Source organism: Fimbriimonas sp. LA-C6, from assembly GCF_055398105.1.
The window spans coordinates 3481197-3496854 of the sequence record NZ_AP038796.1 but is presented as its reverse complement, the minus strand read 5'-3'; the positions used below and the strand labels follow the sequence as shown (position 1 = coordinate 3496854).

Annotated in this window: 15 protein-coding genes; 8 read left to right on the top strand and 7 right to left on the bottom strand. The window is 53.6% G+C overall.

Annotated elements, in window-relative coordinates; translation table 11 throughout:
- The first annotated feature begins 6 nt into the window (after window positions 1-6).
- Window positions 7-591, top strand: coding sequence for a helix-turn-helix domain-containing protein (locus ACZ51B_RS16050; RefSeq protein WP_464294352.1), 585 nt, complete (start codon window positions 7-9; stop codon window positions 589-591).
- Window positions 592-650: 59 nt separating this feature from the next.
- A complete protein-coding gene (locus tag ACZ51B_RS16045) occupies window positions 651-1835 on the top strand; it encodes a glycosyltransferase (protein ID WP_464294351.1) in 1185 nt (394 codons plus the stop codon).
- 827 nt (window positions 1836-2662) lie between these two features.
- Here the strand turns inward: ACZ51B_RS16045 and ACZ51B_RS16040 are convergent.
- The 5 genes from ACZ51B_RS16040 to ACZ51B_RS16020 form a co-directional block, all read right to left on the bottom strand.
- Window positions 2663-3571, bottom strand: coding sequence for a hydroxymethylglutaryl-CoA lyase (locus tag ACZ51B_RS16040; protein WP_464294350.1), 909 nt, complete (start codon window positions 3569-3571; stop codon window positions 2663-2665).
- A gap of 7 nt (window positions 3572-3578) precedes the next feature.
- The gene (locus tag ACZ51B_RS16035; protein ID WP_464294349.1) at window positions 3579-3866 is read right to left on the bottom strand and encodes a hypothetical protein; all 288 of its coding nucleotides are present in this window, start codon (window positions 3864-3866) and stop codon (window positions 3579-3581) included.
- Window positions 3867-3972: 106 nt separating this feature from the next.
- Window positions 3973-4428, bottom strand: coding sequence for an acyl-CoA carboxylase biotin carboxyl carrier protein subunit (locus ACZ51B_RS16030; RefSeq protein WP_464294348.1), 456 nt, complete (start codon window positions 4426-4428; stop codon window positions 3973-3975).
- Window positions 4425-5147, bottom strand: a complete 723-nt coding sequence (locus ACZ51B_RS16025) for a gamma-glutamyl-gamma-aminobutyrate hydrolase family protein (RefSeq protein ID WP_464294347.1) — start codon at window positions 5145-5147, stop codon at window positions 4425-4427. Before ACZ51B_RS16025 ends, ACZ51B_RS16030 begins: the two co-directional genes overlap by 4 nt.
- 5 nt (window positions 5148-5152) lie before the next feature.
- Window positions 5153-6337 carry a 2-oxo acid dehydrogenase subunit E2 gene (locus tag ACZ51B_RS16020; RefSeq protein WP_464294346.1) on the bottom strand — a complete coding sequence of 395 codons (1185 nt, stop codon included), beginning with the start codon at window positions 6335-6337 and terminating at the stop codon, window positions 5153-5155.
- 164 nt (window positions 6338-6501) lie between these two features.
- On the opposite strand from ACZ51B_RS16020, the gene rplK reads away from it, so the two are divergent.
- The 5 genes from rplK (at window position 6502) to ACZ51B_RS15995 (ending at window position 11599) form a co-directional block, all read left to right on the top strand.
- The gene (gene rplK / locus ACZ51B_RS16015) at window positions 6502-6927 is read left to right on the top strand and encodes a 50S ribosomal protein L11 (protein ID WP_464294345.1); all 426 of its coding nucleotides are present in this window, start codon (window positions 6502-6504) and stop codon (window positions 6925-6927) included.
- Between the two features lie 154 nt (window positions 6928-7081).
- Window positions 7082-9292: a PAS domain-containing sensor histidine kinase gene (locus ACZ51B_RS16010; RefSeq protein WP_464294344.1), complete on the top strand. Its 2211-nt coding sequence runs from the start codon at window positions 7082-7084 to the stop codon at window positions 9290-9292.
- 76 nt (window positions 9293-9368) lie between these two features.
- The gene (locus ACZ51B_RS16005) at window positions 9369-9953 is read left to right on the top strand and encodes a 5'-nucleotidase C-terminal domain-containing protein (RefSeq protein WP_464294343.1); all 585 of its coding nucleotides are present in this window, start codon (window positions 9369-9371) and stop codon (window positions 9951-9953) included.
- Window positions 9845-10870, top strand: coding sequence for a M28 family peptidase (locus tag ACZ51B_RS16000; protein WP_464294342.1), 1026 nt, complete (start codon window positions 9845-9847; stop codon window positions 10868-10870). The genes ACZ51B_RS16005 and ACZ51B_RS16000 overlap by 109 nt, the downstream gene beginning before the upstream one ends.
- Window positions 10871-10915: 45 nt before the next feature.
- Window positions 10916-11599 carry a hypothetical protein gene (locus ACZ51B_RS15995; RefSeq protein WP_464294341.1) on the top strand — a complete coding sequence of 228 codons (684 nt, stop codon included), beginning with the start codon at window positions 10916-10918 and terminating at the stop codon, window positions 11597-11599.
- Here the strand turns inward: ACZ51B_RS15995 and galT are convergent.
- Complete coding sequence (gene galT, locus ACZ51B_RS15990; protein ID WP_464294340.1) at window positions 11596-12567, bottom strand: galactose-1-phosphate uridylyltransferase; 972 nt, start codon at window positions 12565-12567, stop codon at window positions 11596-11598. The two genes, ACZ51B_RS15995 and galT, sit on opposite strands and share 4 nt — an antisense overlap.
- Before the next feature lie 83 nt (window positions 12568-12650).
- On the opposite strand from galT, the gene ACZ51B_RS15985 reads away from it, so the two are divergent.
- On the top strand, window positions 12651-13781 hold the full coding sequence (locus ACZ51B_RS15985; RefSeq protein WP_464294339.1) for a M50 family metallopeptidase: 1131 nt from the start codon (window positions 12651-12653) through the stop codon (window positions 13779-13781).
- On the opposite strand, the gene mnmG is transcribed toward ACZ51B_RS15985, so the two are convergent.
- Entirely contained in the window at window positions 13763-15649 is a 1887-nt protein-coding gene (gene mnmG / locus ACZ51B_RS15980) for a tRNA uridine-5-carboxymethylaminomethyl(34) synthesis enzyme MnmG (protein WP_464294338.1), read from the bottom strand. The genes ACZ51B_RS15985 and mnmG overlap by 19 nt on opposite strands.
- Window positions 15650-15658: the final 9 nt, after the last annotated feature.

The window sequence follows — 15658 nt, the reverse complement described above, 5'->3', positions numbered from 1 at the left end:
AATATCTTGAAATCGAATAACTTTGACCCGCTGGAATACATTGAAAGCGCGTTTTTAGATAGCAAAAAATCTGGTCCCGATCATCGTGAGCCATTAGATGACGGGAATGACACAAACATCCCATCCATAACGGATTACATCAAGGGGCGAGTTGCGGACTCCAGCAACGAGGAATCTAGGCCGACCCAGCGTAGCCGCGCTCGGTTTAAGAAGACGGTGATGAGCGCCCCGCGCCCACGCCGATCGAAAGGAACCGCTGAGGCGCCAATCGATCCGGAGCTGCAAAACGTATGGATGACGCTGCCAAAGAACGTAGAGTTTCTATGCAGTTTCTATGATGATAACGTGACCGCGAACTACTACCGAGGCGAGTTCAAGGAGAGCCGACAAGACCTCATTAAGCGACTACTCGACCCTGAGTTGTCCTTGGAAGAGACTTCGAGGCTTTTGGGAGTTTGTCCCGCTACGGTACGTCGTTACACAAATCGCGAGTGGCTCCATCACCACCGAACCGCTGGCGGTCAGCGACGGTTTAGGTTGAGCAACATTGTGAAGTTTGTTGAAGACCACGGGCGGTTTCCCAAGGAATAGTTTTAGGATCTCGCTAACCATGACGCAAGCGGTTTGTACGAACAGATAGAATTGAACGTATGGAACGCTTGCGCATCGCGATGTTTTCGGATAGCGCACTGCCTATCCTCAATGGAGTGAGTATCAGCGTCGATGCGCTGATCTCAGAACTCCGAAACCAAGGACATAGTGTCCATCTCTACGCACCCCGGAATCGTAATCACCGCGATTCTGACCCGAACACCTATCGCTTTCGTAGCGTAGGGACGCCGTGGGCCCCTCAGTATCCAATTGCCTACCCGCCCTTCTATCGCAAGCTGCTGCAGTTCCGCAAGCACACATACGACGTCATCCACACCCACACGCCTTTTGCGTTGGGCATGGTGGGCCTTCGATGGGCTGAGTCGGATGATATTCCCATCGTCAGCACCTACCACACGCTCTATGACCGGTATGCGCACTACTTGACGCCCATCCCGCGTCGCTACTCGCGCTTCCGCATTGCGAAGCACACAAATTTTTACTACAACCGTGTCAACCAAGTCATCACGCCCTCAGAGGCTTCTTTGAAGTGGCTCCAGCGGCACAGCGTGAATCGGGAGGTGAGCGTTATCCCAACTGGCTCGCCAGGTCGCAGTTTCCTTGAGAGAAGTAGTGTCCGCATGGAACTGGGGATTCCCGCCGAAGCGAAGATTCTCCTCTATGTCGGTCGACTCGCACGAGAGAAGAACCTCCCAGTACTCATCGAATCAGCAGCTCAGGCAATGCAGTTTGATCCTAACCTTCGGCTTTGGTTGGTCGGGGATGGTCCCTTCCGCCAGGAATGCACCTCCCTTGTTCGAAAACTGAACATCGGAGACCGAGTGAGATTCGTTGGATTTGTCCCCAGATCGGAAGTCGATCGATATTACGCAGCTTCCGACCTATTTGTGTTCTCCAGTATTACCGAGACTCAAGGGTTGGTAGTTCAAGAGGCAATGACTTACGGCTTACCGGCCGTAGCAGTAGACGGCGGCGGCGCGAGCGAGAACATTGAGAATGGCAGAAACGGCTTTGTCGTCAAAAATGACTGCGCCGAGTTTGCTTCCACGATTGTGAACGTGCTGGGCGATGACTCCCTTTGGACTCGATTGTCCGAAGGAGCCGCCAAGTCCGTTCGGACACACGGAATCTCCGAGATGACCGAACAGGTTCTCAAGGTCTACAAAAAAGCCATTCATGGCGAGCGATTGGAGGTTGCTCCTGAGCAGTTCTCCTGGATCTGAAGTCAAGCGTTACCCCCGTGGACCCGAACTCTTCTTCATCGCGCTGCTTGCGCTGGCGATCATTCGAGTCCTTGTAGGAATCGTCGTCATCCCCTTCTCGATCCTTCCCTACGCCAACCTACTCCTGGGTCTGCTGTTCATCGGTGTCCCCATCCTCAGCCTATTTCTGGCAGCGGATGGTAAATGGAAGCCAGGCACAGCAGTCGCATATATCGTAGGTGGTTTTGCGATTCAGATCGGATTCTTCTTTATCTCCAGGAATCTCGGCCATCCGACACCTCTCCTCATCAACACCCTGAACTCGATCTCGCAGATCGGGCTGCCGATGTGGTGTATGGGCCTAGGTGCTCTGCTGGCTACACTCATCAAAGAGCGCAACATCCTGTTGCCCATCGCCATTTTTCTTGCAATCTTCGATGCGTTCTTGGTCTTGACTCCAGAGGGACCGACGCAAAAGATCATGAGAAGTGCTCCTCAGATCCTTGAAGCATTTGGCGGCCAGGTCCCACGAGCTGTTGCAACACCTACCGGAGGTCATGTCACAGCGGGAGCGTTTGTTGGACCGGCAGACTTTGTGTTCTTAGGAATGTTCTTTGTAGCTCTGTTCCGGTTCAACATGAAGACCGAGAAGACCCTCAAAGTAGTGATCCCTACCCTCCTCGGATACATGGTGTTGGTGGGAGTTCTAGGAATTCCACTGCCGGCACTGGTCCCCATCGGGCTCTGTGTCCTCATCGTCAATCGATCGGAATTCAAGCTCACCAAGGAGGAGATCGTCAACACAGCTGTGGTAGCCGTGCTGGGTCTTTGCCTTCTCGTGTACGGAGCTACTCGACCGAAGCCCGCGCCAAGACCGCAAGCTGAGCCTTTGCAACAGGCGGACGGCCCAACTGCTCCAAAATCGAGCGGCTCGCCTTTGCGAGGACATCGAGGTTCACGCCCGTCTCCAAGCCCGAGCGCTCTAGCAAATACACCAAGTCCTCAGTAGCCAAGTTCCCGCCAGCACCTGGCGCATAGGGGCATCCACCTAAACCGGCGGCGCTTGAATCGAAGGCTCGGAATCCAGACTCGAGTGCTACTTCCACATTAGAGATCGCCGTGCCCCATGTGTCGTGGAAGTGCCATGCGACTTTCGGGACGACACCTGGCCCGAACTCATCAAGGACAACGCGAGCGAGTGCCCTCACTTCTTTCGGACCTGCAACTCCAATCGTATCTCCAAGACTCACCTCATCCACCCCGATCTCGAAGAGTCTACGGATTACGCTGATGACTTGCTGTGGCTCAATTGCTCCCGCATAGGGACACTGGAAAACTGTCGAAACGTACCCGCGCACAAACCCTTGCCCACTGGCACGAAACTGGTCCACAACCGATTTGAACACCTCTACCGACTGAGCAATCGTCATGTTGATGTTCTTCAGCGTGAACGCCTCACTGGCGGCAGTGAAGAGGGCGATTCGCTTCACTCCGACCTCCAGGGCACGCTCTAATCCTTTCAAATTTGGGACCAAGGCGGAATAGAGGGGACCAGCCGGAAGTTGCGGCCACAGTTCTGCGGCATCTCCTAATTGAGGTACCCACTTGGGCGACACAAAGCTCGTGGCTTCAATTTCCGCGAGGCCAGCTTCAGCGAGGTTTCGGATAAAGGAGAGCTTGACCTCCGTCGGGATGGAGAGCGATTCGTTCTGTAACCCGTCTCTGGGTCCTACTTCGACAATGCGAACGTCGGCCATATAGCCATTAAGACGTAACACGGCGCTTTTCGACTCGAAATCCGCCTGTCACATAGTTATCGGCCCCAGTCAAAGCACAAAAATGAAACCCAAACCCGTCTGGAAGCTCCTGGAACGAATGGTACGCGATGAGGCCGCTAGCCAAATCATGAGCCCACATCTTTTCGATGTCTACTTGCACGCATTCACCAGCGACACCCATAAAGCCCACCGAGCCTTTTAGGCCCACGAGAGCGCCAAGACTATCCGTAACAGAGATCTTGCCAACAGATAGATACGAAATCTCGGCGAGCACATCCGCCCAATCTCGCTGCCAAGCCTCTAGCTCCCTCTGCGATACTGGACTAAATGTGTTAGTCCACTGAAATCGTGTCCTCTTAAATTCCTCAATTGAACAGCGTTTACTCACTTGCAGATAATTTATCGGCTTGTCTTTCAACAATTACTAGGACATCTGCATCGGAAACTTGCTGACCTTTCTGAACACCTATCAATTTTACGGTGCCATCGTAGGGAGCGATGAAAGGCTGCTGGGTCTTCATGGCTTCGAGAACCACTAACACATCCCCTTTTTGAACTGCCTGTCCCTCATTGACACGCACATCCACGATCAACCCAGGCATTGGTGCTCGCATCTCGCCGCTACCGGCCGCAGCACTTACTCGACGCTTCGAACTGATGGGCTCGACCTTAAATTGCTGTCCTTTGAAGGACACATAATCAGCGTCACCTTTACGAACGACCACTGCAGAAAACGAACCTTCAGATGTCCGCACAAGAAGGCGGTCGTTCAGCTGTGAGACATGTGCCTGCGAGGTATGCAGGTCGATCTCTTCACCATTTACAAGCCGCTTCATGCCTGAGAGTCCCTCTTGAGCGCTGCAAACTGAGCCGCCTCTTGAACGAACTTAGCAAATAAGTTGACCGAAGCCGCATCGTCGATGGTTCTTTCTGGATGCCACTGCACGCCGAGGATCCACTTGCCATCCTCCGCTTCGACAGCCTCCACAGTTCCATCATCGGCCACCGCAACAATGTTTAAGCCCTTCCCCAATCGACTAACCGCTTGGTGATGGTAGCTCTTACCGACAACATCGGAAGCCTCGACAACTTTGCCCAACAGCGAACCGGATTCAATCTTATAGACCTGGAGCGTTCCACCCGAATGGTCCCCGTGGCCAAGCACATCTGGAAGGTGTTGATGCAACCCTCCTCCTCGAATGACGTTGAGAAATTGGCAACCATAACAGATCCCGAGTATCGGCATCCGTGGATCAACCGCGTGATAAAGCCTCTTCTCAGCATCAAATCGGGAAGGATCCTGCAGTTCGACGGCAGGGTGGTTGTCCTCACCAAAGTTCTCCGCGCTGATGTCGTCTCCGCCTGGAATAAGCCAGCCGTCAATCAGAGCTGCGATCTCTTCCATATCTGCGACTGGAGGCACCACGATCGGGATACCTCCTGCGCTGGCAATCGCCTCGGCATAGTTCCAGTTGAGCGACATGGTGCCCCGAGTTCTCGGATCCTCCTCGTTGAAGGTGCTCTCCACGGTAATTCCGATGAGTGGCTTTCTCATGGGTATCAGCTGTTGAGAACCGTCGAGATCGACTCAACTTTCTGTTTGATCGCTGCCACAAACTGAGCGGCACCGACTCCATTCAACACACGATGGTCGAACGTCATGGCGATATTGCAAGTACGCATGACTTGCAAAGTCTCGCTGTTCGGATCCAACCCATTGAACACCTCTCCCAAGAAGAGAGTAGCAACACTCGGTGGAACCACTACCGGCACCGCATCGCGGAGGCCAAAGTTCTGCATGTTGGTGAGAGAGAGCGTGACCGCCTCACTTGCCTGGTCTTTTCCAGTTCGTGCGAGATCGATTCGCTCTCGTGTTCGCTGTGCAAACTCGGTCCAGCTCAGTGTGTCGGCGTCTTCAACAACCGCTATCACCAGTTCATCGCCTGGCAAGCCAACGGCAATACCGAGAGCAGCATGGTTGTAGGTCCGGAAAGTTTCGTCTCCCAGGATGCTGGTGCGCAGTGCCGGAAAGTCTTTCAATACTTGTGCAACCACGTAGGCAAACATGGTGAAGGCGCTCGGCTGGAACTCGCTGCCGCTCGCCTTGATCTTGGCTCTCTCCTGCTCGATGGGTCCCCAGTTGAGCGCTACTGTAACGGTTCCTGGCACGACCAATTGGTTGCCGCGAACCATTCGTGAGTTTAGAACTCTCTGCTTGGACGGCACGGGGCGCTCTTCGAACGCGCCCGACTTAGCAGGAGCCTTTGCGACACCCGAAGCTAAGTACTCATCAATATCGGAAGGCATCAGCTTGCCACTCGCCGCAGGGATGGATGCCAACACATCGTCGGAAATCCCTTTCTCTTTGGCATAGGCGCGCGTTCGAGGAGGAACTGAAAGATTCTGGCTCGCTACTGACTTGGCAGCAACTGGTTCGCTCACAGAAGTTGTTTGAGCTGAACTAGATCCATGAGAAGGCCCCTCAGCGGAAACCTCAACTCCTTCGGCCACTTCCATACGGGCTACTTCGGCACCGATGGCAAGGATATCATCTGCATTGCCTAGCCATTCGACAAGTGTCCCCTCGTAGGGGGACTCCACGTCCATAACAGCCTTGTCGGTTTCCATCTGATAGATGGGCTCATCTCGACGAACTTTGTCTCCGGGCTGCTTCAAGACGGCAACTAGCCGGGCCTCTTGGAGACCCTCACCAATTTGGGGTATTCGGACAGATACGATAGGCATCGGTATATAAATCGCTCCTTTGCGGTTCACCGCAAAGTTTGACACAGCATACTGGCTAGAAATGCTAGTTAGCGGCGTCCGTTAATGACAAGGTATACTATCTGTCTGCCTGGGTGAAGCTTCCCTCTCATCTGAAGGCATACCAACACAGAGAGACTGTTTTCATGGCAAAGAGAATCACCCACAACATTAAGCTCAACATTCCTGCGGGTAAGGGAACCCCGGCGCCTCCCGTGGGTCCGGCGCTCGGTCAGGCAGGCATCAACATGATGGAGTTCTTGAAGAAATTCAATGAACAGACAGCCCCACAAATGGGCTTTGTGATGCCAGTTGAAATCACCGTTTTCGAAGATCGATCCTACACCTTCAACATCAAGCAGCCGCTTGTGACCGACTTGATCAAGCGAGCAGCTGGTATCGAGCGCGGCGCAGCTAACCCTAAGACCGACAAAGCTGGCATTCTTACAAAGGACAAGCTGAGAGATGTTGCGAAGCTTAAAATGGTCGACTTTAACACCGATGACGAAGAGATGGCAATGAGAATTGTTGCCGGTTCCGCACGCTCCATGGGCGTCCGAATCGAAGAGTAAGATTCTTCCATCCGTTTACAAAAGGCCTGTGTTGATTATTCAGCACGGGCTTTTTTTGTGGATTGCGAGTGGTGACGCAATAAGGACCTGAAACTGGTTAAGTGCTTGCGCGTGAGGCCCATTAAGCTGTAAGTTCTTTAAGGAAACTTCCAAGATGATTGCCACCGAACGCCAGACACCGCTAGCCCCCTTCATGGAGGTCCCAAACGCGTTGTTATGCGTGCTGGATTTGCATGGCAAGATCATCGAACTCAGCCAAGGTTGGGAAACCGCGCTCGGATACTCGATTGCGGAGTTTAAGCGGATGGGACTCGATCCACTTGTCCACCCCGATGACATGCTCACCTCGAGTCATCAGTGGAATCAACTCCTCCGAGATGGTCAATCGAGCGGGCTGAAGAATCGGATCATGCGCGCGGACGGTTCTTACCGACTTTTCCAATGGTCGGCGAAATTTGATCCAGAAAGTGGGCTGGTCTACTCCATCGCCTGGGCTTTGGATTCCTTTGTGGCCCCGGTTCCGACTGTTGATGACAAGGTCCGAAAGTTCTCGCTGACATCCACAACTCCGAACTTTTACTACCTATTTGATCTCACAACGCTCAGCATTCTCTACTCGACTCCCATGATCCAAGACGTTCTTGGATACACCCCAGAAGAGCTGAGAACCATTGGCGGCTCTATCCTTCAGAAGCTTGTTCATCCTGAAGATTGGTTTGCACTAGAAAAAAGTCGTCGCGCTGTGCTGAATAGCGCGGATGACGGAGTGGTGGAAGCTGAATACCGAATTCGACATGCAGACGGTTCTTGGAGATGGATATGGAACCGGCACGCCGTCTACGCTCGCGATGCAGATGGCACACCTACCCAAAGTGTCGGAAATGCGTACGATGTCACAGCCAGACGAGAGCGCGAAGAAGCGTACCGCCTGCTTTTCGAGTCAAACCCGAACCCGATGTGGGTCCTAGATATCGAAACGCTCAGCTTCCTCGCCGTGAACGATATGGCCGTCAAGTGCTATGGCTACTCCCGAGATGAGTTCCTAAGCATGTCGCTCCCCGACGTCTCCAATGCCGACGCGGAATCTATTGCAGAGCTGGTTTCGGAAGGCGATTCGCAGGCCGGACTTTACACGCACCGACTGAAAGATGGGAACGAAATCTCAGTAGAGATCGTGTCTCACTCCCTCACATTCATGGGGCATCGGGCTATTTTGATGCTTGCTGTAGACGTCACCGAGAAGCAGGAAGCTTTGAGGATGGTGCACGAGACGAAGGAGACGCTTGAGACCATTATTGCGAGTGCACCGGTGGCGATCATCTCGGTGGACTCCGACGGCGTACTTCAAACCTGGAACCCCGAGGCCGAGCAGATGTTTCGTCTCACCGCAGAGGAGGCAATAGGCCAGCGCCTCTCCAGACTGGGTGCTCGTCGATATGCCGCCCTCACCGACATCGAAGATCGAATTCTTCATGGTGAGGACATTCGAAACAGAAGGCTGACGATCCGTCGACGTGACGGCGCGAAAATCGATCTTGAAGTTGCAGCATCTCCCCTCACACTCGAAGATGGAACCTTCTGCGGATCAATGGCGATCGTGATCGACGTCACTGAAAAGCTGTCCAACCAAAAAGAGTTGCAAACCCTCAACAAGCAGTTGGAGAGACGCGTTTCAGAGAGAACGGCAGAACTGCTCATGTCCAACCAAGAGCTTGAAGCGTTTTGCTTTAGCGTCTCGCACGACCTACGCGCACCATTGAGGGCAATCGATGGGTTTAGCCGAGCCGTGCTGCTGGATTCGAGCGACAAGTTGAATCCCACCGCAATCAGCCACCTCAATCGAGTGCGTAAAGCCACGCACCGAATGTCCGAACTGATTGATGCCCTCCTAAGCCTCACCCGACTGACACGAGCCGAAATACGCCGGGAATGGATCGATCTTACAGCCATTGGTCAAGAAGTCGCGTCCGATCTTCAGGCCTCGGAACCAGACCGGTGGGTGATTTTCGACATCGATCCTCACCTGAAGGCCTACGCGGACCCACGATTGATGAGATTGTTGTTGGATAATCTCCTTGGGAACGCTTTCAAGTTTACAAACCAGGTCGAAGATGCTCAGATCATTTTTGGATTCCGAGATGGGGCCTACTACGTAGCTGACAACGGGGCCGGCTTCGATATGGCCTATGCAAATCGGCTCTTCCAGCCATTCGAAAGACTTCATGCGAACAGCGAATTCCCAGGAAATGGCATCGGCCTAGCAACTGCTCATCGAGTTGTAAGTCGACATGGTGGAACGATCCGAGCGGAAGGTAAAGTAGGCGAAGGGGCAACGGTGACCTTCACGATCAGCAACGGCGATTAAAGTTAACAAATTGCGTTCAATATTTGTAACGCGAGTATATCGAAGCCGTCAAACTAACCAAGACTAATAGGTATCTATGAGATCATTGTTCCGGCCCTTGTCAGTTGCCATTCTTTTGCAATTAGCCGTTTGCGGCTTTTGCGAAGAGAACCCCAATACGGGTTCATTTGGTCCTGCCCAGGCCGCCGCCGATGTTCTTCGAGAGCGCACCAACGCAGAGATTGCACTGCTGCCATCTGGGGTCCTAAAAGACACGTTCCAGAAGGATAATCTGGCCAGCATGCTTGAGTATCCGTCCGACGCTTTGGTTGTTCTGAGCCTCACAGGTGCTCAAATCAGACAGGCCTTGGAGCGCTCGGTTTCGCTATATCCACAGCCCAATGTTGGTTTCCTGCAGCTCTCGGGCCTAGAAGTCACGTTTAAGAAATCCGCGCCCGCTCATTCGCGCATTGTAAGCGCTATGATTGCAGGGAGCAAGCTGGACGACAGCAAGTCGTACAATGTTGCCATGCCGGCGTCGTTACAGCGCGGGCTGCTAGGATATTCGAAAATATGGGACAAGGCGAAAACACTCAAGACCTCATCGCAGTTCAGCATGCAGGAAGTTCTAAAAGGACACAAATCTCAAGAAACCTCACCGCGCTGGCTTGTACAGGATTAATCCTTGGCGGCCTAGCCTTCAGCTCGGTGAAGGGGCATGCTCAGACTGGAGCGGCGAAAGGAAGTCCCTTATTTGACTCCAAATTGGCGTGGAAACACCTCGTTACGCAGGTAGATTTTGGCCCACGAAAGCCGGGGACGCCACGACACATCGACTGCCGCGACTACATTACGGCCGAGTTGAAGAAGACTTGCGAAAACGTTCGCCTTCAACCTTTTGAGCATAAGTGGTCTAGGAACGGGCAGACCATCAAGATGTGGAACGTGATCGGCGAGCAGAACTGGAAGAACGCTGAGGTTCGCGTAGCGCTGTTTGCTCACTGGGATACCAGACCGACCGCAGACCAAGAAGAGAACGCGGTGAATCGCACTCTACCCATCCCTGGAGCGAACGATGGGGCAAGTGGAGTGGCTGTGCTCTTAGAACTGGCCCGCGCTCTAAAAGTCAGCCCCTCAAAAGTCGGCATCATGTACGTGTTCGTAGACGGCGAAGACCTGGGCCCTGGGCTCGACGAGATGTTCCTTGGAGCGAAGACCTTTGCAGCCTCCATGCCTACGCCAAAGCCAGAATACGGCATCTTGCTGGACATGATCGGCGACAAAGACCTAGCCGTGCCGAAAGAGCCAAACAGCATCCGATATGCCCCCACTCTCGTGAAGGCTCTTTACCAACACGCCTTTGACGAGAACCTTCAACAGAGCTTCCCAAAGACGCTCGGACCCGAAATTGAGGACGACCATATCCCTCTAAACGAGGCTGGCTTGCCAACCATCGACTTGATCGATTTCAGCTACGAACCGTGGCACACACTCCAAGATACGCCAGACAAGTGCTCGCCTGCATCCTTAGGAAAAGTGGGGCATCTGCTGGAGACATGGCTTAGAAAGCCTAAACCATTCCGAATCAAGGACGAATAGTCCGAGCCGATAACCTTTGGCCCTCTCGCGGAGTATATAGGGAATATGTTTACGCCTTATGACTGGCAAGAGGGCATTGGCAATCGTGCTCAGTATATTGAATCCAAACTAGCTCAGGGCGCTCCCGTCCTGGCTTTGTCAGTCGAAGAAGGCATCCTCGTCTTTACCTATCGAAGACAGGTGCCGAAGATCTACGAGATTTACGACCGACTTCTTTTTGCGGCGATTGGCCAGCAGTCGGATATGGAAGGGCTTCGGAGCGCAGCGCTCGAATTTGCCAGTCGTGAGGGATATAACCGAAGCGATGAGGACGTAACAGTCCAGCGAGTGGCGATCTCGATGAGCGGCCCGATCAAGCGGGCTTTCTCAGACTTCTCTTCTGCACCGGTAGTCGCTCGATCTCTGTTTGCCGAAGTGAACGAGAAAATCGAAGATGACCTCTACTACGTCGTCGATTACGATGGCGACTACGCTGTCTCACGAGGCCGAGCGGTTATCGCTGGGACTTTGGAGATCGGATCCCAGCTTGAAGCCAAGTTGGCAGAGATGAAACCGACCTCGGTAGACGACGCGGTGAGCCAGTTGCAAGAGCTGTGGTTACAAAGTACGAACCCCGAGAACGACAAGTCTCAGGAAGACTTGCTCAACGGACTACAGCCTGAGGCGCTCTTGCTAGAAAGAAGCGGTATTCGAGAAAACCGCTTCCGATTCTTGTTCCCTCGACACTAACGGACCGGATCGATAGCCAAGTCCCTCAGCGTCTGAGCGGTGACTTCTGGAAGGGTGTCGTTAATATAGGCACCCGCCCCAGCTTCGCTTCCAGCCAAGTATTTGAGCTTGTTGGCGGTCCGGTATGGCGGATAGAACTCCACATGGAACCAGCTGTAGTCGTATCCCTCAATGGTTGGTTGCTGGTGCATCGCCATGATGTAAGGCAGTGAGAAGTCGAACAACTTATCAAACTTGCGAGTGACCATCAATAGAATCTCCGCAAGGTCATCCAGATGCGCCGTGTCCATCTGCTCCAGCGAAGGGATATGAGCCTTTGTGGTCACATAAACTTCGTAGGGGTAGCGTGCGAAGAATGGCACAAAGGCAACGAATCGCTCGTTCTCGCAAACCACTTGCCCTTCAGACTGCTTCAGCACATCCTCCATCATAGGTCGGTTGTGCTGCTCAAAGTAGGCTTTCTCAGCTCTCAGTTCAGTCTCGGGAATGGGTGGTACGAACGGGAAAGCGTAAATCTGACCGTGAGGGTGCGAGAGAGTGACGCCAATCTCTTTCCCTTTATTCTCGAATACAAACACGTACTCCACGCCGTCCCGTGAACCGAGATCGCAATATCGATCCTTCCAAACGCGGGCCAACTTGCGAGCCTGTTGATACGGCATCGTAGCAAAAGTGGAGTTGTGATCCTGCGAATAGCAGACCACTTCGCAGATTCCAAAGCTCTCTCGGACGGGAGTGAGGTCCGTCCCGGCTACGTCCGGAGTGTGCGGGATGGGTGAAAGAGACGGGAACTTGTTCTCAAACACAACGATGTCATACTGCTCAAACGGGATCTCGGTTGGGAATCCACCGGGTTTAGTAGGACATAGCGGACAATAGTCTGCAGGCGGATGGAATGTTCGATCCTGACGGTGAGTGGCTGTAATAACCCACTGCTGCAAAAATGGATGATAACGCAGTTCAGACATCGGGTTAAGGGGTTGTACCACGGTCGGGACCCTTGGCGTCAGGTTGGAGATAAAACTAATTCACGACGTAATTAAATTAGAAGATGAGCCATCAAGAAGAATCAACCAAAAAGCCCAAACCAGAGACTTCGCTTATCTCATTAAAGGTAGCCACCGTCGCTGGCATACCTATACGAATCCACTTCACCTTCTGGCTGTTCCTCACTTGGGTGGCATTGGAAGGCAGCAGCATGGGATCGCTCGCATGGCCCATTCTCGTCGTAGCCGTGTTCGCCTGCGTCGTCCTTCATGAACTTGGGCATGCACTGGTTGCAAAGAAGTTTGGAATCCAAACCAGGGACATCACCCTCTATCCCATCGGTGGTCTTGCCGTTCTCCAGACTCGGCCCGTTGCCAAACAAGAGCTATGGATCGCGATCGCGGGTCCAGCCGTAAATGCGATCATTGCGGCCATCCTCGTACCGTTCGTATTCTTCGGCCCCATCAATCATCAGGTGACTTCCCTCTTAGGAACCGGCAAACCGTTTGTTGAGAACCTCCTGATCGCCAACGTCACCCTTTGCGTGTTCAATCTGATTCCAGCTTTCCCCATGGACGGCGGTCGGATTTTGAGAAGCCTGCTGGCCATGGCCACAGACGACGCGAAAGCCACGAAAATAGCCGTTTCGGTTGGTCAGATTTTAGCCATTTGCCTACTCGTTTGGGGTCTGGTCACGAGCCAGGTCGTACTCATGCTCATGGCGTTTTTCGTCTTCGTGGTTGCAAGCCAAGAGCTAACGATGAGCGTTACACATACGCTTCTGGAAGGCCATACCGTTCGAGACGCCATGATGACGTCCTTCCAGACCCTTACCAGCGGCCTGTCCATGGAAGAAGCCGGTCAGATACTCCTGCAAGGTTCGCAACATAACTTCCCTGTCGCAAACGGCGATGACATTCTGGGAATTCTCACCCGAAACGACATCTCGACCGGTCTCACGCTCGGCGGCCCCTCCGCGTATGTGGCTGGCTACATGCAGCGCAACTTCTCCTCAGTCCCGCCCACCCTTCCTCTGGAAGAGGCCATTGAACTGATGAAAGAAAGCGGCAACCTGCCTCTGCTGGTATTTGAGGATGACCAACTCCTGGGCATGGTCACCACAGACAACATCGGCGAGTTCATCATGCTGAAGCATGCGCGTTCGAAGTCAAAGGCCTATTCTTCGCGCTGGTGAGGACGCACCTTCAAGTGCCCGATGAGCAGCGAGATATCGGAGGGCCGCACCCCTGGAATCCGTGAAGCCTGTCCCACCGTAGTCGGCTTAATGCGAGTCATCTTCTCCCGGCTTTCATAACTTAGGCCGTTCAAACCATGGAAGTCAAAGGCGTCTGGAATTCGCAGGAGTTCCAGGCGCTTGGACTGCCCGGCCAGACGTTCCTGTCGCTGAATGTATCCATCATAAGCAGCCGCCAAGCCGATCTGCTCCCGCACCTGGATGTCGGGAGAAACAAAGATCTCCTTGCCACACATGGCCGCAAGCTCGATCGTCCTTGCAAGGTCCACTTCAGGACGCTTCATGAGATCGAACGCACGAATCTTCTCGCTAAGCGGTGCTTCGCCCTCTCGCTCAAGAACAGGGTTGTCTGCAGATGAGAAGAATGTGTTCTCAAGCGCCGCGAGGCCCAGGACAATCTTCTCCTGTTTGTCACTAAACCGACTCCATCGCTCTTCGGAACACAATCCGATTTCGCGAGAAAGGGGAGTGAGCCTGGAGTCTGCATTGTCGTGGCGCAGCAAAAGGCGGTGCTCCGCACGGGCCGTCAGCATGCGATAAGGGTCCTCTACACCCTTGGTGACCAGATCGTCTACCATCACACCGATGAACGACTGCGAACGCGCAAAGTCTACAAACGGCAAGTCTTGAGTGAATCGAGCAGCATTGATACCTGCGACAATCCCTTGACCTGCGGCCTCCTCGTAGCCACTCGTTCCATTGATCTGCCCTGCGAGGAACAGACCCGGCACCAGCTTCGACATTAAGTGAGGCGTCAGCTGGAGCGGATCCGCCATGTCGTACTCAACGGCATATCCAGGCCGCATCATCTCCATATTGGCGAGTCCAGGAATCGTACGCAGCAGCTCCACCTGAACCTCAGCAGGCAACGAGGTAGAGACGCCTTGGACATAAACCTCTTCCCCATCCCACGTTTCCTGCTCTAGCCAAACAGGGTGCGTGTCTTTGTCCGCAAATTTGACAATCTTGTCTTCGATGCTGGGGCAGTAGCGTGGCCCAACCCCTTCTATCTGGCCCGAGTACATCGCGCTGGAAGTTAGGTTCTGCCGGATCACTTCGTGCGTTGCTTCGTTGGTGCGTGTCTGCCAACTCGGCAAGAGACGTCTGACCGGCGAGCAAGCATCGTTGACGTAGCTGAAAGGCCCCGCATCGTGCTCCGAATCCACCACTAAGGTCTTCTCAAGATCAATGGATGACAACCGTATACGGGGAGTAGTGCCCGTCTTGAAACGCCTTAGGCGGATACCAGCGTCTCGAAGGAAATCTGAAAGGGTATGGGAAGCCTTATCTCCATGGCGAGCAGCCACTGTCTGCTTCTTCCCTTCGTGACATAGACCATTGAGGAAGGTGCCAGTCGTGATCACCACGGACCGCGCTTCAAAACTTGCCCCACCGTCGAGCACAACGCCAGTAACGCCATGCTCATTGGTCGTGACTGTCGCGACCGATCCCTCGATCACCGTGAGCCCTGGAGTGTTCTCAAACACTTCGCGCATTAGCTTGGGATAGAGGTCTTTGCAGACATGCGCGCGGATGGTCTGTACAGCAGGCCCTTTGCCTGTTCCCACCCTTCGAATGTGGGTGAGAGCTCGATCCGTTGTAAGGCCCATTTGGCCGCCCAGCGCGTCCACTTCTCTGGCAATATGCCCCTTAGCCGGGCCGCCTATGGAGCAGTTACAAGGCAGATGACCTATGCGATCCAATCGCATGGTGATGCAAGCCGTCTTGAGTCCCATGCGTGCAGAAGCAAGTGATGCCTCAATCCCGGCATGTCCTGCTCCTACAACAATGACGTCAAAACGGCTCACACCTTATTT

Bases quoted from the DNA above. Each gene is read 5' to 3' on its own strand.
- ACZ51B_RS16045 (WP_464294351.1), top strand. From the start codon at position 651: ATGGAACGCTTGCGCATCGCGATGTTTTCGGATAGCGCACTGCCTATC.
- ACZ51B_RS16040 (WP_464294350.1), bottom strand. From the start codon at position 3,571: ATGGCCGACGTTCGCATTGTCGAAGTAGGACCCAGAGACGGGTTACAG.
- ACZ51B_RS16030 (WP_464294348.1), bottom strand. From the start codon at position 4,428: ATGAAGCGGCTTGTAAATGGTGAAGAGATCGACCTGCATACCTCGCAG.
- ACZ51B_RS16025 (WP_464294347.1), bottom strand. From the start codon at position 5,147: ATGAGAAAGCCACTCATCGGAATTACCGTGGAGAGCACCTTCAACGAG.
- ACZ51B_RS16020 (WP_464294346.1), bottom strand. From the start codon at position 6,337: ATGCCTATCGTATCTGTCCGAATACCCCAAATTGGTGAGGGTCTCCAA.
- rplK (WP_464294345.1), top strand. From the start codon at position 6,502: ATGGCAAAGAGAATCACCCACAACATTAAGCTCAACATTCCTGCGGGT.
- ACZ51B_RS16010 (WP_464294344.1), top strand. From the start codon at position 7,082: ATGATTGCCACCGAACGCCAGACACCGCTAGCCCCCTTCATGGAGGTC.
- ACZ51B_RS16005 (WP_464294343.1), top strand. From the start codon at position 9,369: ATGAGATCATTGTTCCGGCCCTTGTCAGTTGCCATTCTTTTGCAATTA.
- ACZ51B_RS16000 (WP_464294342.1), top strand. From the start codon at position 9,845: ATGGGACAAGGCGAAAACACTCAAGACCTCATCGCAGTTCAGCATGCA.
- ACZ51B_RS15995 (WP_464294341.1), top strand. From the start codon at position 10,916: ATGTTTACGCCTTATGACTGGCAAGAGGGCATTGGCAATCGTGCTCAG.
- galT (WP_464294340.1), bottom strand. From the start codon at position 12,567: ATGTCTGAACTGCGTTATCATCCATTTTTGCAGCAGTGGGTTATTACA.
- ACZ51B_RS15985 (WP_464294339.1), top strand. From the start codon at position 12,651: ATGAGCCATCAAGAAGAATCAACCAAAAAGCCCAAACCAGAGACTTCG.